This is a genomic window from Dyadobacter crusticola DSM 16708 (genome assembly GCF_000701505.1).
Taxonomy (GTDB): Bacteria; Bacteroidota; Bacteroidia; order Cytophagales; family Spirosomataceae; genus Dyadobacter; species Dyadobacter crusticola.
The window spans coordinates 382,824-407,676 of the sequence record NZ_JNJB01000006.1; the positions used below are offsets into that span (position 1 = coordinate 382,824).

A 24,853-nucleotide genomic window follows, 5' to 3' on the forward strand; every position below is an offset into this window, starting at 1 on the left:
ATGCAGATTTCTGAAAACATAAAAGGGTCCTATTCTTCCCAGTACGACCAGAGTACAGTGGCCTGGCGGAACACAGGTGCAAAATACAAGGCACTCAACATCGTCGAGCTTGCCAAGGGAATAACTTTCAGGAATGTGCTTGAAGTAGGAGCAGGGGAGGGTAGTATCCTGAAATGGCTGGACGAATGGAATTTCTGCCAGGATTTGAACTGCGTGGAGATTTCAGAGAGCGGCATCGAGCTGATCAAGTCGAAGAACATCCGTAACCTACGTGACATTCTGCTTTTTGACGGTTATAAAATTCCATATCCTGACAATCATTTCGATCTCGTGATCTGTTCGCATGTGCTGGAACACGTTGAGCATGAGCGCACGCTGCTCAGGGAGATCAAGAGGGTATCGAAGTACCAGATCTTCGAAGTGCCCATTGACTTTTCTTTTTATGTTGACAAAAAGGTGAACCATTTCCTCTCCTACGGTCATATCAACATCTACACACCCGCGCTGTTCCGCTTCTTGCTGGCAACCGAGAATTTCAAAGTGAGAAAAGACATTTGTCACCTTTATCACGACGATGTTTTAAAGCTTCTTTACAAAAACAACAAAGCAGCGCTTTATATTACTCAGCTCAAATACGCATTGTTGCGGCTTATTCCTTATTTCAGGGGAATTAAGCCCAGTGCTTATGCCGTGCTGACTGAAAAAACAGACAAGCAGCTATCAATCTTCTGAGCTGTTCCAATGGACGATCTTCCCATTATTTTTCGCGACGAGTTCCTGATTGCCGTCAACAAACCGCATGGATTGCTTGTGCACCGGTCTGCTATCGCCGCCGATACTGACCAGTTTGCAGTTCAGATCCTGCGTGACCAGATCGGGCAGCACGTTTATCCCGCTCATCGTCTTGACCGCAAAACCGCTGGTATACTGCTTTTTGCACTCAATGAGGAAGTAAATAGTCTGATGCAGCAGCAATTTCAGAATGGTCTCGTTGACAAAACGTATCACGCGATTGTACGTGGCTTTACACCGGAGCAGCTCGATATCGACTATCCGCTCAAAAAAGAGAATGGGACAATGCAGGAAGCGTTCACGGCTATGCGCGCTTTGCTGCATTCAGAAGTTGGATTTTCAGTTGGGAAACACCCTACGTCCCGTTATTCGCTGGTCGAGCTGAAACCCACTACGGGCAGAATGCACCAGCTGCGCAAGCACATGGCGCACATTTTCCATCCGATCATCGGGGACCGGCCTTACGGCTGTAATAAGCAGAACAGGTATTTCAAAGAGCAGTTCGGGGTGATGGAAATGATGCTGCATGCGTCGGAACTATCGTTTACCCATCCAATGCTGGGGAGCAGGCACGAGCTCCGTGCCCCTTACCAGAATGCATTCGCCGGGATGCTGGATTTGCTAGGATTTGAGGTGGGATTAACTTTCGACTCTCCTGTTCATTAACGATGCGCATTTACCTGATCGCATCTAATCAGCTATACAAATGGAATTAAGCTACTTAACCAGTGTTCTGAAACAGTTTCAGTACTATAAACATTTAGGTGAAAAGGCAATTGCACAACTGCCGGAAGACAGGTTATTCTGGCAATATGATCAGGAAAGTAACAGTATTGCTGTGATCGTAAATCACATGGCGGGCAATATGCTTTCCAGGTTTACAGATTTCCTGAGTACCGACGGTGAAAAACCCTGGCGGAACAGAGATGCTGAATTTGAAAATCCATTTACCGACGCCGGTCAGATCATGGAACAATGGGAGCGAGGATGGAAAGTAGTCTTTGAAGCCATTGAAGGGCTCACCGAATCCGAGCTGGAACGCATTACATACGGAACGAAGGGCACACTGTCGTGGAAGCATTGAACCGGCAGCTTGCCCATTATGCTTACCACGTTGGTCAGATTGTATTTATCTGTAAAATGCTGGGTGGTGCCAATTTCAAATCACTTTCTATCCCGCGCAGCCAGTCGGCAACTTACAATGCGGGCAAGTTCTCACAACCGCAAAGCAAGCGGCATTTTACAGATGAAATGCTCGGAGACCAAGCAAATGAAACTGGCCCGAAAGACTAATTTGAGCTGACGAAGTTGTCCGTGCGTATCTTGATAAGTTCGACCGGATCTACCTCGGGAAGGTCACTGGTTTGTTCTTCAAAGTTCGAAATCAGGTGAGCCAATAAAAGTTTCTCCTTGTGCAGCTCTGACCCACGAGCTGCATGTTTGATCTCCTGGTAACGATTTAATGCAGTTTCGTACTCCTGCTCGGTTTCGATCAGAAACCAATTTGATTTTGCTTTCTCCATATTTAGGGTGATTAAAAGAATAAGTTGGCAAAATACCAACTATAAATTACTCTGACCACACGGCCAGTTCATAACCGTCCGGATCTGTGAAATGGAAGCGGCGGCCGCCTGGGAACTCGAAAATATCTTTGACGATAGTCCCGCCGGCATTCACAACTTTCTCCTTAGTCGCGACTACATTTTCAGAGTAAAGGATCACCAGGACACTGCCATTCACAGGTTCACCCGTCGTGAAACCGCCATCGACAAAGTCGCCTTCAAATGAGGTGTAATGCGGACCGTAGTCAGTGAACTTCCAGCCGAAGCTCTCGGAATAAAACTTTTTGGCCGCCTCCAGGTCGCGGGAAAGAAATTCAATGTACTGGATCTGCTCGTGTCTGAGCCTTTTTTCTGGTGTTATCATGGAATTGCTTTTAAGTTTTTGGCGGATAAATATAGAAAGATTGTTCAAACTCATCTGCTGAAGGTACCACTCGGAAGCTAGTGTTCTTTTAAACGGACCTTACACTTGCCACCGGACTTACATTTCTCTCATTACCGGTGCGAATACCCTCGCCGCTCCCGGAAGACTAAACTGTTTATTTGGCCCTCGCTCTAATTCTTCTGGATCAATGCAGGAATAGCATATTCAGCTGCATTGTAGTAGTAATGTAGTGGTGACATTTCCGGTAAAATCTTTCATTTATCAAATATGAGGTAGTAATGTAGTAATGCATCTGCTACTGCTCTTTGTGCCCTGCGCATACCTTTGTCGTTAAGATTAGTGTATTACTATTTCAATAATTTATTGGGCAAATAGCATTTGCCTCTATCTACTAATTAATAAAAACATCTATGAAAAGAAAAATTGTACTATTGTGTAGTGTGTTAATGCTATACAGTATGGTGCAGAGCGCTTTTGCCCAAAGCAGGACTGTAAAGGGCAAAGTCACTGTGAAGAGTGGAGGGGAAGAATTGGTAGGAGCCACCGTGCTGGTAGAAGGAACCAACCAGGCAACGATTACTGATGCTGGCGGAAATTACACCATTGACGTGCAGCCGGAAGCTGTACTGGTGGCGAGTTTTATCGGTATGGTTACGCAAAAGGTACCAGTAGGAAACCAGAGTGAGATCAACTTTCAATTAGTTGAAGCCGCCGGTAACCTGGAAGAAGTGGTGGTGGTTGGATACGGCGCACAAAAGAAAAGTGTTGTGACCGGCGCTATATCCAGTGTAAAGGCAAGCGACCTCGAAACAATGCCCATCAACCGACTGGAAGAGGCGCTGCAGGGACGTACGTCTGGTCTTACCATTGCTGCCAACTCCGGTCAGCCGGGATCGGCAGCGACGGTCCGTGTACGCGGGGTAACTACTTTGAATAACAACAACCCGTTATGGGTAGTGGATGGTGTGGTGGTTGACAATGGCGGTATCGGTTATTTGAACCAGTCGGATATCGAGTCCATTGAAGTATTGAAAGATGCAGCATCGCAGGCCATTTATGGTGCCCGTGCAGCTGCGGGGGTTATACTTGTAACCACCAAGAAAGGTAAAGCGGGCGGGATCCGCATCAATTACAATGGCTATGTAGGTACGCAGGCGCCTGCGCGGAAGCTGGACTTACTGGATGCGACGCAGTATGCAACAATCCGGAATGAAGCGGCAGTTGCTGCGGGACAAGCGCCGGTATACGCTGATCCGGCCTCTTTCGGAAAAGGTACAGACTGGCAGGAGCTGATCTTCAACAACAATGCAAAGCGTCAGAACCATGAGCTCAGCATCAGCGGGGGAACGGACCGCTCTACTTTTTACCTTTCTCTCGGATACCTGGATCAGGAAGGTATTGTGGCAAGCGATATCTCCAAGTACAAGCGTACCAGCATCCGTCTGAATTCCGAGCATAAGCTTGCGAAGTGGCTTACTTTTGGTCAAAATCTAGGCTATGCGCATGACAAATCCGTAGGACTTGGGAATACAAACAGCGAGTTCGGCGGGCCATTGAGCTCGGCTATTAACCTGGATCCGATTACTCCCGTGGTGGTTACTGATCCGGCAATCGCGAATGCGGCTCCTTACACCAACAAAGGTGTGCGGCGCGACGCCAATGGCAATCCTTACGGGATTTCATCCGCAGTAGGACAGGAAATGAGCAACCCTTTGGCGTATATTCAAACACGTTTAGGTAATTATAGCTGGAGTGATAACGTGGTGGGTAATGCATACCTGACCGCCGAGCCGATCAAAGGATTGCAGCTGAGATCGACACTTGGTACCAAGCTCTCGTTCTGGGGAAATGAAAGCTTTACGCCAATTTCGTGGCTGAATGCAGCCTCGGTTACTTCACAGACGAATTTCAACCGGACCAATAACCGCCGTCTTGACTACAACCTTGAAAACACGATTTCTTACACGCGTGCCTTCGGGTTGCACAATGTAAATGTTCTGCTTGGCCAAGGTGCTTACCTGGATAATAACACCAGAATGACGAGCGTGACTTTCTTCAACGTGCCAGCGGATAATTTCGACGACGCGTCGCTGAACTTCAAGGTACCGGCCGACCAGCGTAATTCTGATGGTTCGGAAGGCGCACGTCACACAGTAAGCTCGCTTTTTGCCCGTTTGAATTACGATTACAATGAAAAGTACCTGTTGCAGGCGCTGGTGAGAAGAGACGGTTCTTCGCGCTTTGGTTCAAATCATAAATACGGTGTTTTCCCCTCCTTCTCTTTGGGCTGGGTGCTGTCGCGTGAGGACTTCTTCCCTGAAAACAATGCAGTTAACTTCCTGAAATTGCGCGGAGGTTATGGTGTGGTAGGAAATGACGGTATCGGTGATTTCGCTTATTTGTCAACTATCGGAAGCGGCAGGAACTACACCATCGGTAACTCAGGAAGCTATATCATCGGTTACAGCCCGAATGCACCTGCGAACCCTGACCTGAAATGGGAACAAACGAGCCAAACCAACATCGGTTTTGACGCAACGGTTTTCCGCAATGTGAATATCACCTTTGAGTGGTTTAAAAAAGCAACAAAGGACATTTTGCAAAATCCCCGCATTCCTGGCTATGTAGGCGCGATTTCCAATCCGGCTGCCAACATTGCCGATATGGAAAACAAGGGAGTGGAACTGGAACTGGGATACCGCAAGCAGTTTGGCAATGTTGACTTCTCTGTCAACGGAAACGTTTCTTACATCGAAAATAAGGTAACTAACCTGGGTAATGGCGTGGAATACCTCTCTGGCGGAGCAAGCTTCCAGGGTGCGCCTCCGATTACCCGCACGCAGGTAGGTTATGCTATCGGTTCGTTTTTCGGGTATGTCAACGAAGGAATTTTCCAGACGCAGGAAGAGGTTGACCGGCACGTAGCGGCAAACGGTAATAAGATCCAGCCGAATGCAAAGCCGGGTGATTTCCGCTGGGCTGATTTGAATGGGGACGGCGTGATCACCGAAACGGACCGTACTTTCATCGGTAATCCAACTCCGAAATGGTCTTACGGTTTGACGATCAATGCGGCTTACAAAGGTTTTGATGTAGTTGTATTTGGTCAGGGTGTCGCAGGAAACGATATTTTCCAGGGACTTCGCCGTTTGGATATTGCCAATGCAAACTGGCAGTCAGACGCAATGGGCCGCTGGACTGGTCCGGGTACCTCGACAGAATACCCGCGCATTGTGAACGGAGATCCTAACAAGAATTTCCAGAACCCTTCCAGCTTCTATCTCGAAAAAGGCGATTTTTTCAGAATGAAAACATTGCAGCTAGGCTACTCGCTCCCGAGCGCATTGATCAGCAAGGTGGCATTGCAAAAAGCGCGTGTTTACGTGATGAGCCAAAACCTGTTCACATTGACAAAATACACCGGTTACGATCCTGAGATCGGCGGCAGCGTACTGAGCATCGACAAAGGGATTTACCCGCAGGCACGCTCGTTCATGGTAGGACTGAACATTGGTTTTTAATTGATTAACAAGAAGAATGATGATGATAAAAAATAAAAAATTCATAGCTGCATTGACATTGATGGCGGGGCTGCAGCTGATGTCGTGCTCGGAGAGCTTCCTGGAAGTAAAACCAAGGGGACTGAACCTGGAATCCAACTACTACCGGAACCAGGAAGAAGCATACAATGGATTAGTGGCCATTTACGACGTGGTAGGCTGGCAGGGCGCCGGTTATGTGACCACGATAGCCACGATGAATGCAGCTTCTGACGACCACTACGCAGGTGGCGGTGGTCCAAGCGATATCATGGACTTCCAGGTAATTTCCAACTATACCCTTAACCCGACTACCGGGCCGCAGGGAGAACTTTGGAGAAAAGGGTTCTCAGGTGTTTTCCGGGCTAACTCGCTCCTGGAAAAGCTTCCTGCAGTGCCGATGGACGAGGCTGTTAAAAGAAGGTATACAGCGGAGGCTAAATTCCTGCGCGGTTACTTCTACTTCGAGCTGGTGAGATTATTCAAGAATGTGCCCCTTTTCACCAAAACAGTTTCCACCCAGGAAATGTACGACGTGACCCAGGCGGCTCCGGCGGAAGTATATGCGCAGATTGAAAAGGATTTGTCAGAATCCATGGCCGATCTGCCGGTAACCATCAACGTAGCCACGGAAGGTGGCCGCGTAGGGCAGGGTGCAGCGCATGCGATTCTTGGAAAAGTGTATCTGTACCAACAGAAATTTGCTCAGGCAGCGCAGGAATTGGCGCTGGTAAATGGAACGCCGGGCGGTACCAATCCTTACGGCTACAAGCTGCTCAACAATTTTGCTGACCTCTGGAAAAGCGATAATAAGTTCAACAGCGAGTCTATTCTGGAAATTTCCTACACCAACACTTCCGCAGGTACCTGGGATTGCGTGGCTTGTACAGAGGGTAATATCATGAACATTATCACGGGGCCACGCGGCTACAACCGCAAGTCCGACGCTGCGCCGGATTATGTTTCAGGATGGAGCTTTTTGCCGGTAACTCCTTCGTTGTTCGAAGCAATCCACTACGATCCACGCTATAAAGCGACAGTTGCCAACCTGGATAGTCTGGAAAAGGCCGGACTTGCCACTTACGAGAAAGGTTACATGAACACGGGCTACTTCCTGGAAAAGTTCGCTGGAAGAGTTTCCAACCGCTGGACCGGCGCCGGAACGCCTGAATTGAACTTCCCGCAGAATATGTACGATACACGCCTCGCAGATACTTATCTGCTTGAAGCCGAGGCATTGGTCCGCGGTGGAGGTGACCAGAGCCGCGCAACTGCATTGCTCAGCGCGGTAAGAGCGAGGGTAGGCTTGAAGCCGGTTGCAGCTACATTCGAGAACATCAAAAGAGAGCGCAGGCTTGAACTCGCAGGTGAAGGGCACCGCTGGATGGACCTTGTCCGCTGGGGTGATGCGCCGAAAGCATTGGAATCGAAAGGCTTTGTGGCGGGAAAACATGAGATATTGCCAATCCCGCTGCTCGAAATGGAGAATACCAAGATTGAGCAAAGCAAAGAGTGGGGCGGAACGAAATAGGGATTTAGTGTGAATTATTAAGCTGAGCGCATTGCGCTCAGCTTTTTTTATGACTGCGTCCCTCTGTTTTCTTTCGATTCGTCAATGTGAAAGCCCAGAAAAAAGTTAAACATGTTGACTTCGGTAGGCAGTTGCAGCTTCTTGCGAAGGCGATACCTGCTCACTTCTACACCCCGGAGCGAAATGTTCATCAGCTCAGCGATTTCTTTGCTCGACAGGTTCATTCGCAGGTATGCGCTCATTTTCAGCTCGCTGGCTGTCAGTTTAGGGTACCTTTCTTTGAGTGCGATCAGGAAGTTGCTGTGTACACTGTCGAAGTGTTTTGAAAACTGTCCCCAATCTTTATCCACCTTATTTTCCTCCGCTACGACCTTGATTACCTTTTTGAGATCGTCGTTGATCTTCTCATCGTCGGCCGTTTTGGTGATCTTGACAAGGTCTGTTTTTAGTTTGGAGAGGAGTTCGGCTTTTTGTACCAAATGCATTGCCGAAGTTGCCAGGTCTGTATTCTTATGCAGGATCTCGGCTTCCAGTTTCTCATTTTTCAGCTTGATAATCTCTTTCTCACTTTTTTCAAGTTCCAGCTGGTGCAGGTATTGCAATCTCTGCTGCTCCTCCTCATGCTTCTGCCGCTGGCGCAGAAAACGTTTTTCCTGCCATTCATAAAACAGGAAAGCTAATCCCAAAAGCATGACCCCGTACACGAGGTATGCCCAAAAAGTCCGGTACCAGGGTGGTTGAATGACAAAAGTATAACCAGTAACCTGCGACTCACTTCCGAAGTTATTGCGCGCTTTGACGTAAAATGTATACTGACCTGCCGGAAGGTTGGTGTACTCCTTTGCGGTTTTAATCGACCAATGCGACCAGTCCGCATCGAATCCATCCAGAAAATAGGAATATTCGACGCTGGATTGCTGGCTGAAAAGGGGTGAAGAAAATTCAAGACCAATGGAGTTCAGCTTGTACGCAATTTGCGGTATCTGGCGGTCGTCCTGCTTGCTGAGCTGGTTAACCTCGCCGAGGTAGCCTCCAAAAAGGACCGTGTCGGACGCCGCAACCGAGCGCAACATTCTGATTTGTACATCAATCTGGTTTTTGTGCTGTCTGTATTGCTGATAATTGATGTGGTAAATGCCTTTTTCGCTGCCAACGAGAATATTTTGTTCGTTCAAAGGATGAATGTATTCAAAGCCTGACACCAGCTTCTGGCTAAGCTCTGGCAGAGAAATAATTGCGGGCTTTTTACCGGAAACATCAAGTACCCCAAGCTCTTTTCCCGTCACAAACCACACATTACCAGCCTGGTCTTCTTTCAGGTAACGTACATTCACACCTTTGAAAATCCCATTGTAATAGTCCGACGCAGCGAAGCGGTCTTTCTGTGGATTGTACTCGTAAATGCCCCTCTCAGTCGCTACCAGTATTTTGTTTTTGACTTTATATACATAATTATTATTCAGCGAAAGCGGCAGCCCGTCTTTGCTGGTGTACAAACGCGCTGAGGATCCGCCGTTTGTTTGCAAGGAGATTTTGAAAACGCCGCGATATGGATGCGAAGTCCAGATCGCATTTTCATCGTGCGTATCTGTGCAGAGGAAACGGGACGCAATGTCAAAGCCACTTACTGCACCAGCCGGACGGAACTCTTTGCCGTTGTAGGAAAGAAAATTGATCCCGTTATAATTACCCACAGCAACCCGCGCCACCGGGTCAATCCGCGACAATGGTACCGCACCCCAAAATCCGTTCCGCCGTTCAATGGCGTGTGCTTTGTTTTGACGTATCTCAAATATCCCCTCATGGTGCGACATCAGCAGTTTTCCATTGATCTCAGACAGCCCCCAAACCTGCCCCCGCGAGCTTTCTACAAATGTGAATGCGCCTTTGACAAAGCTGAGGTCACCAAACTCACCCACCGGGACTGAGTACAACCCATTGGAAGTGCCAATGTAGAGGTGGTCTTTGTAGATAATCGAAGCATAGCCGGCCTCGTCTTTGGTAGGCACGGGATAAATCGTTTTGATCGCATTATCGTATGCAATGAAGTCTATCCCGTTATCGAGCCCCAGCCAGAGATTGTGGTCACGGTCGCTAAAAACACTCAGTACGTTGTTGGTTTGCAATCCGTCGCCACGTGAGAACCGGTGGACAAACTCACCTTTATTGGTCACGATGTAACAGCCTCCCAGGCTCGTGGAAAGTGCCAGCAGCTGCTCGTTGACGCGGGTAGCTCCGTAAATGCGTTCTTTTTTGATCTGTTCGATGAATGCAGATTCCATTTTCACGGCACTGTTACCCGCCAGCCTGTAAAGCCCGGCGTCCATGGTCACCAGAATGGAAGTATCCCGGCCGAGGGGCAGCAATGCAGTACTCAGGAATTCGGCAGGTAGCTGGCTCTTGCTGAGAAAGGGTTCCCAGCGTTCATTGTTGAACCGCAAAAGTCCGTTTGTCGCATCCTGCGCTAATACTTGTCCGTTTGCATCCCCCATGAAACGCCAGTGCGAAACGGGATTGAACGTGATGATCGATTTGTCTTTGTACAAAAAGATCTTGTTACTCGCCCTGAAAAACACATTGCCTTTCGAGACGGTAACATTCCAGATATCGGCAAAGCCCCTGTCTTTCTCCTGCACCAGCTCGCGCAAAGAAAAGTAGCGCAATACCCCGGATTGATCGGGTGAGAAGTATCCAAATTCGTTTTCTCCGCCAATGTAAATGCGGTTATCATCGCACATTTCCAGGGAACGGACTTTGGTTTTGTTGGGAAGCGGGTATACTTTCCAGTACACGCCGTCGAAACTGAGAAGCCCCTCGTTGTTAGCGAAGTACATAATCCCATTCCGGCCCTGACGTATCGCCCAGTTCTGTGTACCTGCCCGGTAAGTTTGTTTAGAGTAATTAACTACCTCGGGCAGTCCGATGGTCGGGAGTCCGCCGGTCGGCAGTCCGATGGTGTGCTGGGCTTGCAGGAACGGATGAGTAAGAATAAGTAATAAGACAGCGGCCACTCGTATCATTTTCCACAGGTGCTGTATACCGGTAAGCGGATTGACGTAGTAGCGAACCGCGCCTGGGTATCTATTTCGCAAGTTTTGTCAGTTTGTTGTATTAATGTAGTAGGAAGCCATGCAGATCAATGTACAGGTTGCGCTACATTTGACATTGCAAGATATTACATTATTGTTAGTGTATTCCAATATCCCTATGAGCATAAAAATCTTCTTTCCTAAACGCGCATTGCTGCTTGCCATTTACATCCTGATCAACTGGACAGCCGTTGGTCAGCCCCGAAAAGCGGGTTTCTGGCTCACCAACCTGGACCGTTCTGCGCTTTTTACGCAGCAGCCCAACCTTAGTTTCCGTCAAATATCAGAAGCGGGGCCACCTATTGAGGCGACTGTGGTGCACATAAACCCGAAGCAGCGTTACCAAAAAATAGACGGTTTCGGCTTCACCCTCACCGGCGGTAGCGCGCAACATTTGCTTGGTATGAGCAAAACGGGACGTCGCGCATTGCTTCAGGAACTTTTTTCTACTGCGGGAAATAGTATCGGAATGGCTTACCTGCGCGTGAGCATCGGCGCATCCGACCTGAACGAGAAAGTATTTTCGTACGACGATCTTCCGCAAGGGAATACTGATCCGGATATGATGCATTTTGACCTCGGCCCGGATCGTAAAGACGTTATACCCATTTTGAAGGAAATCCTTGCGATCAATCCCAAATTGAAGATTTTGGGTTCACCTTGGTCGCCGCCGGTGTGGATGAAGGACAATGGTGATACACGCGGGGGTAGCCTCAAACCTGAATGGTATGATGCGTATGCGCGCTATTTTGTCCGATACGTTCAGGATATGAAAAAGGAAGGCATTCGCATTGACGCTATTACCGTTCAGAACGAGCCGCTACATCCGGGCAATAATCCTAGCTTGCTGATGCTAGCAAAAGATCAGGCGGTCTTTGTTAAAAATCATCTGGGACCTGCATTTGAAGACGCAAAAATTAGTACAAAAATCATTATTTACGACCATAATGCGGACAAACCCGAGTACCCGATATCCATTCTCGACGACCCGGAAGCGAAGAAATATATAGATGGCTCGGCATTCCATTTATATGGCGGCACAATCGATGCATTGTCCAAAGTACATGACGCACACCCCGACCGCAACCTGTATTTCACAGAGCAATGGATGGGCGCGCCGGGTAATTTTGAAAAGGACTTTTCAAACCACATCAAAAATCTGACTATTGGTGCGACGCGCAACTGGGCCCGTACTGTGCTGGAATGGAACTTGTCGAGCAATCCGCAAAACCGTCCATTCACCGATCGCGGCGGCTGCGACCGCTGCTTAGGGGGCGTCACAATAGATGGCGATAAAGTTACGCGGAATGCGGCTTATTACGTGGTAGCGCACGCTTCCAAGTTTGTACGACCTGAAAGCGTGCGAATTGGTTCGGGTACTAATGCAACTATCGGTTGCCCTGCCGACGACAAGCTGCTGCACGTTGCATTCCGGACACCCGACGACAAAATTGTTCTTATAGTGATGAACGATTCCGAGGCAGTGAAGCCATTTACGATTCAGGATGGCGGCAAGGTGGTAAATGTGAGTTTGAAGCCAGGGTCGGTCGGTACATTCGTGTGGTAAAAGCGCCGGTGCGATACCCGGAAGGTAATCCTCAGTTTGGATCGAATTTCACAACCTTGTTCACTTTTGGTTCCAATGTTTGCAGATAAGTGTAAATAGCGGCCAGATCGCTCTCTTTCATGCCTGCGTACATCATCCAAGGCATAATTGTGTTCATCTCTTTCGGGCCTACCTTCTGCGGTTTGTAGTTCGAGTCCGCATACATTTTGAAGCGTTTGACAAATGCTTCCTCAGTCCAAAGGCCCAAACCTGTTGCTTTGTCCGGGGTAATGTTGGCTGAACGGACGGTTCCTGTGGGAATGATAAACTCGCTGCCGCCGCCGAACTCGCTGCCTTCCACGCGTGTGCCTTTCTCCATTTTACTGTGACATTCTACGCAGGCTGCCGCCGTCACCAGGTATTTACCGTACGCCACTTTGTCGGTTTCGGCCGGCTTTACTCCCGGGCTAGCTTCAGAGGGCATTGTATTTAAAAGTACACTCACCGGAAAGTCGGCAGCAGAAGTTTGCACATCGTTTTTGACGGAAGGCAATGTACGCAGGTAGGCAATAATGCTGTAAATGTCTTCGGGGTCCATTTGTCCGTAGCCGTGGTAAGGCATCACCGGGAACATGGCTGTGCCACTTTTGGTAACACCGGTGGTAATTGCCCTGAATATCTCTCCGTCAGTCCAGTCGGATAGTCCGTAAGGCGTGATGTTTTTAGAATAAAAAGTGCCAGGGAAACCGGTATTGGCGTCGAACTTTTCGCCTCCGCCACCGAGGTTACCGGCAAGCGGGGCCGCATAATAATTCCAATCGCGTGCGGAGTGGCAGTCCATACAAACTGTTACGTGGTTTGCCAGATACTTGCCGCGCTCCACCCGGGCAGCTGTTTTTTCTATTTTCAGGTCGGGCGCAGGGCCTACATTCGGCATTGCTGCTTTGATGTACACGGCTGCGCCAGCCACAAACAGGATTACGACGAGTACAAACACGCCGAACACTTTGAATGCTTTTTTCATTGGAAACGAGGAGTTAAGGATTTATGGAGTATCAAAGGCGAAAATTACCAGCAAATATCTGTTTGGGTTCCTTTTCCATTGAAATCTTATTAAGCGGATATTTCATGATTTCGTGTAACCGGCGGCAACGTTTTCAGCTGTCAGCGTGTCTGTCAATTAATCTCATAAACAGCTAGCTATGAAAAATTCTTTCCGTCTTCTCTCACTTGTTTTTATCTGCCTCGCATGCATTGAGCCCGACGAAGATTCGCCCCGGGGCATACCTTTCGACGGCACCGGCTACAAGCCCGTTTATGCGACTGTGGAGGATGTTGCGAAAATTCAGGTAGCTGCTGCACAGCCCCTGGTTCATCCGGGCAAGATATACCTGTTTGATCCCTATATTTTCGTCAATGAATCGGGAAAGGGCATTCACATCATTGACAATAAAGATCCTAAGAATCCCAAAAACCTATCCTTCATTTCGATCACCGGCAACTTCGATATTGCCGTAAAGGGCAACTGGCTGTATGCCGACAATCTATCCAACCTGCTCGTTTTCGATATAGCAGATCCCGTGTCACCGAAGCTGGTAAATACGATTAAAGATGCTATCCCTGTCAATAATTACCCGCCTCATCAAAATGTGTATTTCGAATGCGCCGATAGTAAGATGGGAGTAGTTGTAACATGGGAAAAAGTCCCGATGGCGACAAAGCCCAAATGCTTCAGGTAACACTTCCTCTTCCAGTTAAAAACCACTTTAACATAATGCCATGAAAAAATTAATGCCTTTTCTATTTATAGGTCTAGCCTTGCTGGGGCTTTGCATGATCCTGACTGCCTGCACTGACGGAGAGAGTAGCGTCAATCCGCAAACCGGAACGGGAGGCTCGATGGCGCGCTTCGCCATTACGGGCAATACATTGTATATCGTTTCAAAACAATCCCTCGAAGTTTACGATATCACGGAGGGCGCGGAGCCGGTCAAGAAGGTGCGTAGGGAAATGAATGTGGGGATCGAAACGATTTTTCCTTATAAAAACAACCTCTTCATCGGTGCTAATGACGGGATGTACATTTATGACAATGCCAATCCTGTAAATCCTGTTTTGCTGACCAAATACATTCACATACAATCCTGTGACCCGGTGGTAGTTCAGGACAAATATGCTTATGTGACATTGAGGAGCGGCGTCTCCTGCCGTACCGGAAATACCGGGAGCTCACTCGATGTGGTGGATGTATCCGTACCGTCCAATCCTACGATGGTGCATTCCCAGGTAATGACATCCCCTTTCGGACTGGGGGTTTCTGGGAATAAATTGTTTGTGTGCGAAGGGAGCGGTGGATTACGGGTAATGGATATTTCAAATCCCGCACTTCCTGTCCAAAAAAACTATTTCACAGATGTTCCCGCGTATGATGTGATCGTCAGGCCTAATCACCTGATTGTGACCGGAGAAAAAGGGCTGTTTCAGTACAAGTTCGACGATTCGGATGAATATGAACTGCTTAGCAAAATTCCGGTTTTATGAGACGTATAACTTGTACAGTGCTACTCCTGTTACTCGGTTTTTCATTCAGCTGGGCTCAGATTGATGCTTATAATGCAGCGAAGCACGTCATTATCAAATACTCGCCGGCCGCGATGTTCGATAGCGATAATACGATTCAATTTGGCGTGGAGGTTCCGCTGGGGAAGAGCGGGATCAGCTTGCAGCAGGATCTCGGATATGGACATTCGGGTTTTAATCTGTGGTACCATGACATTACCAATGCACCCAACAAATCAACTTACAAGAGCCGGACGCACCTTCGTTACTATTACTTCAGCAAGTCGCGGGTGAGAGGCTATTTCGCCGGTGAGTTTTTATACAAAAAGGTTCTCTACCGTGATAATCAATGGGTAGGAATGGACTGTTCGAGCTTCGGCGATTGTAATTACTTTGAAAATAAGGATGTGACAATTGGCCGTATTGCAGCTGCGGGACACGCCAGAATGGGCTGGCAATTCTACTTTCCCAGCCGGATGACCCTGGATTTATTCACGGGATTCGGTATGCGGGATATCAAAGTAAAGGCGCTGTCGCCTGGTCTGGAAACTGCAAGGGTGCGGGCTCCGCGGGAAATCTGGTCTGAAACTACACCAGGCACGCATTATGTAATGCCGAGCCTGGTGCTGGGTTTTCATTTGGGAGTTGTATTAGGCAAAATCCGCCAGAACAGCCAGTAGCTCAGCTGCCTGCGTTCGCCTTTTTCTTGTCTGCGTACTTTTTCTCTGCCGTTTTAGCCTTTTCGAAATCGAGTACAACGCCGTTAATGCAATAACGCAAGCCGGTTGGCGGCGGACCATCGTCGAAGACGTGACCAAGATGCGACTTGCAGCGGCCGCACATTACCTCAGTCCTGCGCATTCCGTGGCTGTTGTCCTGAGCTTCTACGATTGATTTTTTACTGATTGGTTCAAAGAAGCTGGGCCAGCCGCAGCCGCTTTCGTACTTAGCGTCGCTCTTGAAAAGTGCATTACCGCAAACTGCGCAGTAAAATGTCCCTATTTCCTTGGAGTGTTCGTACTCGCTGGTAAAAGGCCGCTCGGTACCTTTTAAACGCGCTACCTCATATACTTCGGGAGCAAGGATCTTCTGCCAGTCCTGGTTGCTTTTATTTACCGGAGCAGGATCAGAATGGGAATATTCAGGAGCCTTTTTCTGATCAGCAGGCTTGGACGCCGACTGTCCGTAGCAGTTCTGAAGCACGAGCATCAGTACCACCGAGACTGCGATTGTTACTATATATTTCATGTTGACAATGGATGTTTGTTCTACTATATATACGATAAACAAACGGATATAGTTGTGATCAAACCATTGTTTGCCAAGTTTCTTTTATACCTGGTGCAGGGCAGGGGAACGAGCGGCTTGGTCGATCTTACTAACTCCGACCGGAATTCTCAGGTAGCATTTCGTCCCGGTTTCAGGCGAGCTGGAAAATGTGATTTCGCCGTTAATAGCATCTGCATACTTCTTCGCCAGCACCAAACCCAGGCCGCCGGACCGGGATGTATTCCTGAATTTGTTTTCCCAGCTTTCGGCAATCGCTTGTTGAGCGCTCTTACTGATTCCAGGGCCATTATCTGCGACGCAGAATTCGTGCTGTGAGCCTTTCCTTACATAAGTGAGTGTAACAGTGCTGTTCTTGCCGGAGTACTTTACCGCATTGTTGATAAAGTTCCTGATCACGACGGAGAAAAGGTTAGGTTCGGAGAAAACCATTAAATGGTCAGGGATTTCTGAATAGAGGCTTATACCTTTCTCCCTCGCAATCCCGGCGTACACATTAATTGTTTCCTCGATTGCATTATTGACATTAAAATCGTGCAGGACTACATTTGAGCCAGACTCGATATTTCCGTTTGTGATAGCCAGCAGGTTCAGGAGCAGATTTTGCGTATTCACAACAGAATGGCTTAGTTCGGCTTCCAGCCCCTTCCGCTCTTCCACGCTCAGGTCGTAGCTACCTAAAATATCCAAGTATTTTTTCAACGAAATCAATGGTGTCTGGTAATCATGCGAAATTACCGAGATCAGCCGGGCCTTTTCCTCGTGCAGTTCGTCCAGGAGCATTGCGTGATTTTCAGCCTTTTCCCGTTCAGCCCGGTAGCTGCTGATGATATATCCCAGCGTGATCAGTATCACAATTACGCTCACTAGATAAGTAGAACCGATATCAATGAAATGCTGCTCTGTGCCGGTATACCCGGACACTACAAACTCCGGGTAAAAGTATTCTGTTGTCAAAAGCCCGCCGACGACCGCAATGTTGGTGATAGTGATTATGAAGTACTGCTTTCGGGGCGCGATCGTAAGTGACAGGAAGTACACCAGCCCCAAGGACAGGAGGGTTGATCCCGAAATTCCGGCCCCAATACGGTAAGAGGCTATGAAAAAGAGATAAATGATGGTCATGTAAAGGTTGAAGGAAAGCGTTGTGCGATTCCTGAACCTTGACAGATAATAAAGAAAAAGCTGAAATGGAATAAGTACGGCAGTGATTACCGATGCTGTAAACAGGCCGGTGACAAAGCTGAATACAAATACGTACACCATTACCAGGATCGTGGCGGTACATGCAAAATGGTAGATCCTGCTTTGAAGTGAAAACAGGTCGCTGTCACCTTGGAGGTACTGCCAGTATTTAAGTATGGTCTTGTGAACTTTGTTGATCAAAGCGTTGCCAGTTTAACAAAGAAATTCACGAGAATAAGAAAGTAGTGCGCTAGGAGATAAGCGGGCCTTTTCTTTCTGATCAGATAAAAGCACCGATATCGCGCACGCCCAGCATTCTTGCACTGGTAAAGCCTTCCCCAAAGGTTACACCCACGGCGTGGCCCATTTCGCGTGCACGCGAAATGATGAATTCGAGGAATTCAGGCGTGGAAATATAACTCTGCGGCTCGCTTTCTCCCTGATATTCGGGAATGTGAAACTGGCTTTTAAATGCGCGCACCGCTTCTATTTTCCGGTCGTGAAACTCGGTGATATCTACCACGAAATCAGGCTTGATGTACCTGTCCTGAACAGCATGAAATACCTGCTTCGGACGCCAGGCTTCCTGCTCATTTCCATTTTCATCAAACGTCTTCACCATTCTCAATCCCGCATAAAAACAGGCATCAGCTACCAACCGGGCTCCGCGTCCGTGATCAGGGTGGCGGTCGTCGATCGCATTGGTGATCACGATATCTGGCTGGTATTTCCTGATGAACGGGATGATCGCTTTCTGGTGCTCTTCGTCGTTTTTGAAGAAACCATCGGCCAGACCCACATTCTCCCGAACAGACACACCCAGAATAGCTGCTGCATCTTTACCTTCCTGAATGCGACCCTCGGGTGTTCCCCTGGTGCCAAGTTCACCTCTTGTCAAATCGATTATCCCAACCTTTTTGCCGAGCGCCATTTGGGACAATAATGTCCCGGCACAACACAGCTCAACGTCGTCGGGATGAGCTGTGATGGCGAGTATATCAAGTTTCATGTTTTAGATTATTTAATGCGAAGCTTTTGTCCGATCCGTAATGTTGAGCGGCTGGACATGCGGTTACGGCGGGCAATAGAGGAAACGCTCACACCGTAGCGTTCTGCAATGGCACCCAGCGTGTCGCCCGGGCGCACTTTGTGTAGAACAGACCGACTATAAGCAGCGGGTGCCGCGTCGCCGGATTCGAATTCACCTTTGTTGGATTTACCTCTGAGATGGTTCCATACTGAACTTGTCAATAGGAAATGATCAGATTTAATGGCCCGGTTATCCCAATCGAAAATATGTCTGGGGTCAAATGGATTTCCTTCGTACCGGTTTTCGTAATGCAGGTGAGAGCCGGAGCTTCTGCCTGTATTCCCGCCCAGGCCGATCACTTCGCCCGCCTTGACGATCTGTCCGGACTCGACCATTTGTTTAGAAAGGTGCCCGTACAAAGTTTCAAGCCCGTTATAATGCCGCACCACAATGAAACGGCCGTAACCTGATCCATCCCACGCAACAATCCTGACCATTCCGTCATAGGTACTTCTTACCGTATCGCCTGTTTCCAGGTCGAGGTCGGTACCATTGTGCCAGCGGCCCCAGCGATAGCTGAAATTGGAAGTAGTAGGGGTTTTTTCCATTGGCGTGCTCCATTTCCGGTTCAGCGCCTCGTTGTATAATGTCAGGTCGACGGGTTCGTCAAATTCAAGGGGGTTCAAGCCGTAGGGGTTGATGGTACGCGCATCCCAGATTACATAATATTCTGCCGCTTTCACCCATTCGTCGCCCACCTGCAAGGAGTCCACGACTTCTACCACTTCTGTTTCTCCTTCATCAAGGGTCGTGGTATCTTCGTGTACAACGGGGTTAAGGGGTTTTACAGGCTCAAACTGGTTTTGAAATTTCAGGTTGGAGGTTTCCACCTGGTATTCGTCTTCGGGCTGGGGGACGGTAGCCTTGGTAGTAGGTCCTTCGTTGGCGTTGTTTCCGGACTGGTTAATCTTTGGATTTCTTCTGAATTTACCTCGCTCTTGTGCTTGCGTGTTCCATGAAATCAAACACACCATCATCAGCAAACTTACAATAAGCTTTACTTTCATATTTAAAATGGGTCAGACTACATACGAGCGGTGAGCTAATATGTAGTCTGACTAAATTTTAGGGGTTGGGCAAAAATTAAGCTGTTGTTTCTTCGATAATCTCTTCCACTTCTCTTTCCATCAAAAAACGTTCTGCATCCAAAGCTGCCATACATCCTGTACCTGCTGCTGTAATCGCCTGTCTGTACACGTTATCCTGTGCGTCTCCACAAGCGAACACACCCTTAATGTTGGTGCAGGCACTTCCTTTTACGGTTTGAATGTAGCCGGTTTCGTCCATGTGCAGATATCCTTTGAATATATCCGTGTTAGGTTTGTGGCCGATTGCTACAAAGAAACCGGTTGCGTCGAGAAGTTGCTCCTCGCCGGTCTTATTATTTTTTACCAAAACAGATTCCAGTCCTTCTTCTCCATTCAGCTTCACGGTTTCTGTATTCCACAATACTTCAATATTAGGAAGCATTTCAATGCGTTTCTGCATGATCTTTGAAGCGCGCATTTCGTCGCGGCGCACCAGGAGGTATACTTTGCGGCATAATTTCGCAAGGTAGCTCGCTTCTTCCGCTGCCGTGTCTCCGGCTCCCACAACCACTACATCCTGGCCCCGAAAAAAGAATCCGTCGCAAACTGCGCAGGCAGATACTCCGCGACCATTCAGCCTGTCCTCTCCCTCGATTCCCAGCCACTTCGCAGAAGCGCCCGTGGAAACGATCACCGAGTCGGCAATGATCTCGTGCTTGTTGTCAATGATTACTTTGTGCGGATAAGAAGTGAAATCAACTTCCGTCGCCATTCCGTAGCGGATATCCGTACCAAAACGTTTGGCTTGCTTTTCGAAATTGATCATCATTTCGGGGCCGGTAATTCCGTCGGGGTACCCGGGATAATTATCAACTTCGGTGGTAATGGTAAGCTGGCCGCCGGGTTGGGCGCCTTGGTATAGTACAGGATTCAAACCTGCTCTTGATGCATATATGGCGGCAGTGTATCCGGCAGGTCCGGAACCGATAATGAGGCAGGAAACTTTCTCAGATGACATGATTGACAATAACTAGCGTATACAAAAAAACGTTACAAAATCTATTCAGGATTTTACTTGAAAATATAAGTGTGTGGAATTGAAAAGGCCTTTAAGGCATTCGCATAGTACAACAGCGACAGATCAACAAAAGTGCGAAATTTAGCCCCGTAATGCAAGCTATCAGAGAATGCGCCACTCAATGCGCCTGTTTTTTTGGCGGTTTGCTTCGGTATCATTCGCAGCTACTGGTTTTGTTTCTCCATAACCTTTTGACAGAATGCGGGGCTGGGCAATACCCGATTTGTGCAAATACTGCTGAACAGATTGCGCGCGCCGGCGTGACAGTTCCATGTTTTCACTATCCGAGCCCACATCGTCGGTATGTCCGGAAATCTCGATTTTTACATCCTTGTTCCGGCTCAGGAAGTCGACCATTTTGTCGAGCTCGACTTTTGATTTTTCATCCAGTTCGTACCTGCCCGTCTGGAAAAAGATGTTATTCAAAATTTCAGCGCGGTCTTTTTCGATCGCCTCCAAAGGAATTTGAAGGTCGACAAACGAAATGGAGTCACTGACTGAAAAAGTTAAGCTTTTGAAGAGGTACCCGGGTTTTGAAACAAAAAATGCATACTCTCCGCCTTTATTGAGCACCGCCAGAAACGAACCCGTGCGACCGTCGGAAGTGAATGCACCTACTTTCTGCTGCGTTTTCAGGTCAAAAAGGTCGATATCGGACGAAACTGGCTGCCCGGTTTTCTTGTCTGTCACCTTACCTTTTGCGTATCGGGTAGGTACGATCATGTTTTGAAGCGATTCTGGCAATTCGAAAGTGTAGATCAGCGAGCGGCCTTTTCCTTTGTCAGAAGTGTCGTCGGTATAATAGGCATTTTTTCCGTCAGAGGCGATAAAAAGTCCAACCTGATCTGCAACGGTGTTAATAGGATATCCCAGATTTTTCGGAGCTCCCCAGATTGTGTCTGTCTTTTGAGAAATGAAAATATCGAAACCGCCCATTCCTGCCAGTCCATCGGAAGCAAAAAAGAGCGTCCGGCCGTTTGCGTGGATAAAAGGTGCATTTTCATCGTCGGGTGTGTTGATGGCGGGACCCAGGTTTTTAGGCGCATTCCATTGCTTTTTCTCATTCAAAGTTGTGACCCAGATATCCCTTTTGCCGATTCCGTCCTTTCGTTCAGAGGCAAAGTACAATGTACGTCCGTCAGCTGACAGTGAAGGTTGCGATTCCCAGTCGCGGGTGTTGACCTGCTCACCAAGATTTACCGGTGGAGCCCAGTCTTTTCCTTCTTTATGTGTTATATAAAGATCGCAGCTACCATAGCCTTCGGGCCGGTTGCAGGCTGTGAAAACGAGGGTACGACCGTCAGCTGAAACACTGCACGTGCCTTCATTATTAATGGTGTTGATAGCGGGTGAAATATCTTCGGGAACATCCCAACCCACCAGCGCTCCGTCTTTCTTGGTGCGGTTGGTGACGTAGATGTTTTCGTCGCGTTCTTCCGTCAGTCCGGTGAAAATTAAAGTCTCGTTATCGGCTGTCAACACAGGGAAATACTGCGTTCGCAGGAAATTGACTGTATCGCCCATTGATTTTTTCTGAATAGCCAGCGGCTTTTTGATCGCTTCTGCGGCAAACTTTGAGGAGATAATGGATTTTTCAGCCAATCTGAACAGGCTCGATTTCGGCGGGAACAGCTTTATGGCTTTTTCAAAATAAAACTGCGCCGAATCGTATCGCTCAGCCTGGAAGTGGTACCTGCCCAGCCACTGAAATCCCGGTCCTGATTGCGGTGCGTCGGGTTTGAGCCGGGTAGCAAGCGTATAATATTTGCGGGCCAGATCAGCATTGCGCTGCAACTCGTAAATCTGCGCCAGCCTTAGATGGGTATCGTAACTTTGAGGTGTTTCCTGCAGCACTTTTTCAAACAATAATATTGCCTCTCCAAGCTGGCGCTGCTGCCACGCTTTTTGCGCCTTTTCATAATTTTCTCGTCCTTTTCTGGACAGGGTAGCCTCTTGCGCCACCACATTGAACGATCCTGAAAAACTTAGAATAACAATAAAAACGACGGCCCAACGCATTATGGAATGTTCATAAACTTGTGAGTTTGTAACGACATTTTCCATTTGGGATTGTCTTTGATATAGTCAATCATCAAAGGCAGCATGATATCGTGCTTACTCCATTCCGGCTGCATCAGCAATGTGCAGTTTTCATTGACCAATGCGGCGTGCTCTTCTGCAAAATCGAAATCACTTTTGTTGTAAATGATCGCTTTCAGCTCGTTGGCATTCCGGTAAATGTCGGGATGCGGGGTTTTGAATTTTTTAGGAGAAAAACAAACCCAGTCCCAGTGACCTGAGAAAGGGTAGACGCCGGAAGTTTCAATGTTGGTTTTAAATCCCGCCTCCTGCAATGCGGTTGTGAGCGCATCCAGGTTATACATCAAAGGCTCGCCTCCGGTGATTACAGCGAGGCGGCCTGGATATTGCAAAGCGCCTTCCACAATTGAATTGATCGTGTATTTAGGATGTGCCTCTGCATCCCATGATTCTTTCACATCGCACCAGTGACAGCCTACCTCGCACCCGCCCAGACGGATGAAATAAGCTGCCCGGCCGCTGTGCTGCCCTTCACCCTGCAAGGTGTAAAATGCTTCCATAACGGGAAGCGCGCTGGTGTATATTGGTAATGTTTCGGTAAGCAAAATCTTGAATTGCTAAATGTTTAAAAGAGCGTAACAATTGCCACAGCTCAAAAATCCCACAAAGGTACAAAAATCAATGCGGAACCGCCCGTCGTGAAAATAGTCGCATATTTGTATTATGAATACCTCACCAATTCATCAGCAGGAAGTAATATGTGCGCTCGCAACTCCTTCGGGAGTGGGTGCGATAGCCGTCATCAGGGTCTCAGGGAAAGGCTGCATTGACATGGTCAGTCGAATTTTTAAAGGTAAAAATCTGACCGAAGTCCCGACGCATACCGTGCATTTCGGCACGATCCGTGCAAACGGGGAGATCGTCGACGAAGTGCTCGCAACCGTTTTCAAAAGTCCCAAGTCATTTACAAAAGAGGATTCCGTGGAGATTTCGTGCCACGGTTCCAGCTATATTATTGGTCAGATCCTGCGGTCGCTGATCCAGCAAGGCGCGCGGATTGCAATGCCGGGTGAATTTACCCAGCGTGCTTTTCTGAACGGACAATTCGACCTCGTGCAGGCAGAGGCGGTCGCCGATCTGATCGCGGCAGATTCGCAGGCCAGTCATCGCACGGCGTTGAACCAGTTGCGCGGCGGCTTTTCAAAAAAACTCGCGGCGCTCCGTACTGAGCTGATCCATTTTGCTTCTCTGATTGAACTTGAACTGGATTTTGGTGAAGAGGATGTAGAGTTTGCCCAGCGCGATGATTTGCGCAGGTTGATCGAAGCGCTGCTGGCCAGTATTGGCCCGCTGATCAACTCGTTTGATTTCGGAAATGCGATCAAAGAAGGTATTCCAGTCGCCATTATCGGCTCTCCTAATGTGGGTAAATCGACACTGCTGAATGCGCTTTTGAACGAGGAGAAAGCCATAGTAACCAGTATCGCCGGCACTACCCGTGACGTAATTGAAGACACGATGGTGCTCGCCGGCCTGAAATTCCGTTTCATCGACACCGCTGGAATCCGCGAAACCACCGATCTGGTCGAATCCATCGGCATCGAACGTTCCCGCGCCGCCATGGAAAAAGCTGATATCGTCATTTTCCTCTTCGACAGCCAAGAAACGCTCGCGGAAAACCAGCAGCTGGCCGCCCTGCTACCTGCAGAAAAGCCAAGGTTTTTTGTCCTGAACAAAGCAGATCTGAACCCGGATCTGGCTACCGAAATGGCCCGGGTAAATCCCGGACACCTCATAATTTCAGCACGTACCCAATCCGGCATTCACCAACTTACAGACAGCCTGGTAAACCTCGTCGGCAGCCGCGCCCCAGGCGACACTGTGGTAAATAACATGCGGCATTATCAGCACCTTGTAAAAACGCACGAAGCACTCAGTGACGTCCTAAACGGCCTCCAAACCGGCGTCACAGGCGACTTCCTGGCGCAGGATATCAGGTTGGCGCTGCATCATTTGGGAGAGATTACAGGGACGATTGTGACGGATGATTTGCTGGATAATATATTCTCGAAGTTTTGTATCGGGAAGTAAATGTCGAGGTGATAACAGGCTGTTAAAGTATTGGCATACATCTGAAATTTT

At 48.3% G+C, this 24,853-nt stretch carries 20 protein-coding genes and 1 pseudogene; 10 read left to right on the forward strand and 11 right to left on the reverse strand.

From position 1 onward, the window contains the following. The 3 genes and pseudogenes from Q369_RS0110070 to Q369_RS27620 all read left to right on the forward strand — a co-directional run bounded on the left by Q369_RS0110070 (position 1) and on the right by Q369_RS27620 (position 2,085). The gene (locus tag Q369_RS0110070; protein WP_031527683.1) at positions 1-732 is read left to right on the forward strand and encodes a class I SAM-dependent methyltransferase; all 732 of its coding nucleotides are present in this window, start codon (positions 1-3) and stop codon (positions 730-732) included. 9 nt (positions 733-741) lie between these two features. After that, positions 742-1,458, forward strand: coding sequence for a pseudouridine synthase (locus Q369_RS0110075; RefSeq protein WP_035333216.1), 717 nt, complete (start codon positions 742-744; stop codon positions 1,456-1,458). Between the two features lie 40 nt (positions 1,459-1,498). Beyond that, positions 1,499-2,085: pseudogene (locus tag Q369_RS27620) on the forward strand (DUF1572 family protein). Here Q369_RS27620 and Q369_RS0110085 read toward each other — a convergent pair. Next, on the reverse strand, positions 2,082-2,315 hold the full coding sequence (locus Q369_RS0110085) for a hypothetical protein (protein ID WP_051663995.1): 234 nt from the start codon (positions 2,313-2,315) through the stop codon (positions 2,082-2,084). The pseudogene Q369_RS27620 and the gene Q369_RS0110085 overlap by 4 nt on opposite strands. Before the next feature lie 46 nt (positions 2,316-2,361). Beyond that, positions 2,362-2,718, reverse strand: a complete 357-nt coding sequence (locus tag Q369_RS0110090) for a VOC family protein (protein WP_031527686.1) — start codon at positions 2,716-2,718, stop codon at positions 2,362-2,364. A gap of 431 nt (positions 2,719-3,149) precedes the next feature. On the opposite strand from Q369_RS0110090, the gene Q369_RS0110095 reads away from it, so the two are divergent. Further along, positions 3,150-6,260: a SusC/RagA family TonB-linked outer membrane protein gene (locus Q369_RS0110095; RefSeq protein ID WP_031527687.1), complete on the forward strand. Its 3,111-nt coding sequence runs from the start codon at positions 3,150-3,152 to the stop codon at positions 6,258-6,260. Between the two features lie 16 nt (positions 6,261-6,276). Further along, entirely contained in the window at positions 6,277-7,809 is a 1,533-nt protein-coding gene (locus tag Q369_RS0110100) for a RagB/SusD family nutrient uptake outer membrane protein (RefSeq protein ID WP_031527688.1), read from the forward strand. Between the two features lie 47 nt (positions 7,810-7,856). On the opposite strand, the gene Q369_RS0110105 is transcribed toward Q369_RS0110100, so the two are convergent. Next, positions 7,857-10,901, reverse strand: a complete 3,045-nt coding sequence (locus tag Q369_RS0110105; protein WP_157488127.1) for a ligand-binding sensor domain-containing protein — start codon at positions 10,899-10,901, stop codon at positions 7,857-7,859. Between the two features lie 115 nt (positions 10,902-11,016). Here Q369_RS0110105 and Q369_RS0110110 point away from each other — a divergent pair, with 115 nt between their 5' ends. Further along, the gene (locus tag Q369_RS0110110; RefSeq protein WP_051664011.1) at positions 11,017-12,465 is read left to right on the forward strand and encodes a glycoside hydrolase family 30 protein; all 1,449 of its coding nucleotides are present in this window, start codon (positions 11,017-11,019) and stop codon (positions 12,463-12,465) included. Between the two features lie 31 nt (positions 12,466-12,496). Here the strand turns inward: Q369_RS0110110 and Q369_RS0110115 are convergent, their stop codons facing one another. Next, on the reverse strand, positions 12,497-13,468 hold the full coding sequence (locus Q369_RS0110115; RefSeq protein ID WP_031527691.1) for a c-type cytochrome: 972 nt from the start codon (positions 13,466-13,468) through the stop codon (positions 12,497-12,499). Between the two features lie 178 nt (positions 13,469-13,646). Here Q369_RS0110115 and Q369_RS0110120 point away from each other — a divergent pair, with 178 nt between their 5' ends. From Q369_RS0110120 to Q369_RS0110130, 3 genes are read left to right on the forward strand one after another with little or no spacing between them, the layout of a single operon-like run. After that, entirely contained in the window at positions 13,647-14,183 is a 537-nt protein-coding gene (locus Q369_RS0110120) for an LVIVD repeat-containing protein (protein WP_031527692.1), read from the forward strand. Positions 14,184-14,223: 40 nt separating this feature from the next. Beyond that, positions 14,224-14,985, forward strand: coding sequence for an LVIVD repeat-containing protein (locus tag Q369_RS0110125; protein ID WP_031527693.1), 762 nt, complete (start codon positions 14,224-14,226; stop codon positions 14,983-14,985). Continuing rightward, complete coding sequence (locus tag Q369_RS0110130; protein ID WP_157488129.1) at positions 14,982-15,683, forward strand: DUF3575 domain-containing protein; 702 nt, start codon at positions 14,982-14,984, stop codon at positions 15,681-15,683. Before Q369_RS0110125 ends, Q369_RS0110130 begins: the two co-directional genes overlap by 4 nt. Before the next feature lies 1 nt (position 15,684). Here the strand turns inward: Q369_RS0110130 and msrB are convergent, their stop codons facing one another. The 7 genes from msrB to Q369_RS0110165 all read right to left on the reverse strand — a co-directional run bounded on the left by msrB (position 15,685) and on the right by Q369_RS0110165 (position 23,271). Continuing rightward, positions 15,685-16,251 (reverse strand): peptide-methionine (R)-S-oxide reductase MsrB, encoded by a 567-nt coding sequence (gene msrB / locus Q369_RS0110135; protein WP_031527695.1) that lies wholly within the window; start codon positions 16,249-16,251, stop codon positions 15,685-15,687. 84 nt (positions 16,252-16,335) lie between these two features. After that, positions 16,336-17,676: a sensor histidine kinase gene (locus Q369_RS0110140; protein WP_031527696.1), complete on the reverse strand. Its 1,341-nt coding sequence runs from the start codon at positions 17,674-17,676 to the stop codon at positions 16,336-16,338. 79 nt (positions 17,677-17,755) lie between these two features. Further along, positions 17,756-18,484 carry a bacillithiol biosynthesis deacetylase BshB1 gene (gene bshB1 / locus Q369_RS0110145; RefSeq protein ID WP_031527697.1) on the reverse strand — a complete coding sequence of 243 codons (729 nt, stop codon included), beginning with the start codon at positions 18,482-18,484 and terminating at the stop codon, positions 17,756-17,758. An 8-nt stretch (positions 18,485-18,492) separates the two neighbouring features. Further along, entirely contained in the window at positions 18,493-19,572 is a 1,080-nt protein-coding gene (locus Q369_RS0110150; protein WP_031527698.1) for a peptidoglycan DD-metalloendopeptidase family protein, read from the reverse strand. 76 nt (positions 19,573-19,648) lie between these two features. Then, on the reverse strand, positions 19,649-20,611 hold the full coding sequence (trxB, locus tag Q369_RS0110155) for a thioredoxin-disulfide reductase (protein WP_031527699.1): 963 nt from the start codon (positions 20,609-20,611) through the stop codon (positions 19,649-19,651). Positions 20,612-20,773: 162 nt separating this feature from the next. Next, positions 20,774-22,735, reverse strand: coding sequence for an OmpA family protein (locus Q369_RS0110160; RefSeq protein WP_031527700.1), 1,962 nt, complete (start codon positions 22,733-22,735; stop codon positions 20,774-20,776). Beyond that, on the reverse strand, positions 22,690-23,271 hold the full coding sequence (locus Q369_RS0110165) for a 7-carboxy-7-deazaguanine synthase QueE (RefSeq protein WP_031527701.1): 582 nt from the start codon (positions 23,269-23,271) through the stop codon (positions 22,690-22,692). The genes Q369_RS0110160 and Q369_RS0110165 overlap by 46 nt, the downstream gene beginning before the upstream one ends. 163 nt (positions 23,272-23,434) lie before the next feature. Between Q369_RS0110165 and mnmE the strand changes: the two genes are divergently transcribed. After that, on the forward strand, positions 23,435-24,802 hold the full coding sequence (mnmE, locus tag Q369_RS0110170) for a tRNA uridine-5-carboxymethylaminomethyl(34) synthesis GTPase MnmE (protein WP_031527702.1): 1,368 nt from the start codon (positions 23,435-23,437) through the stop codon (positions 24,800-24,802). The last annotated feature ends 51 nt before the right edge of the window (positions 24,803-24,853 follow it).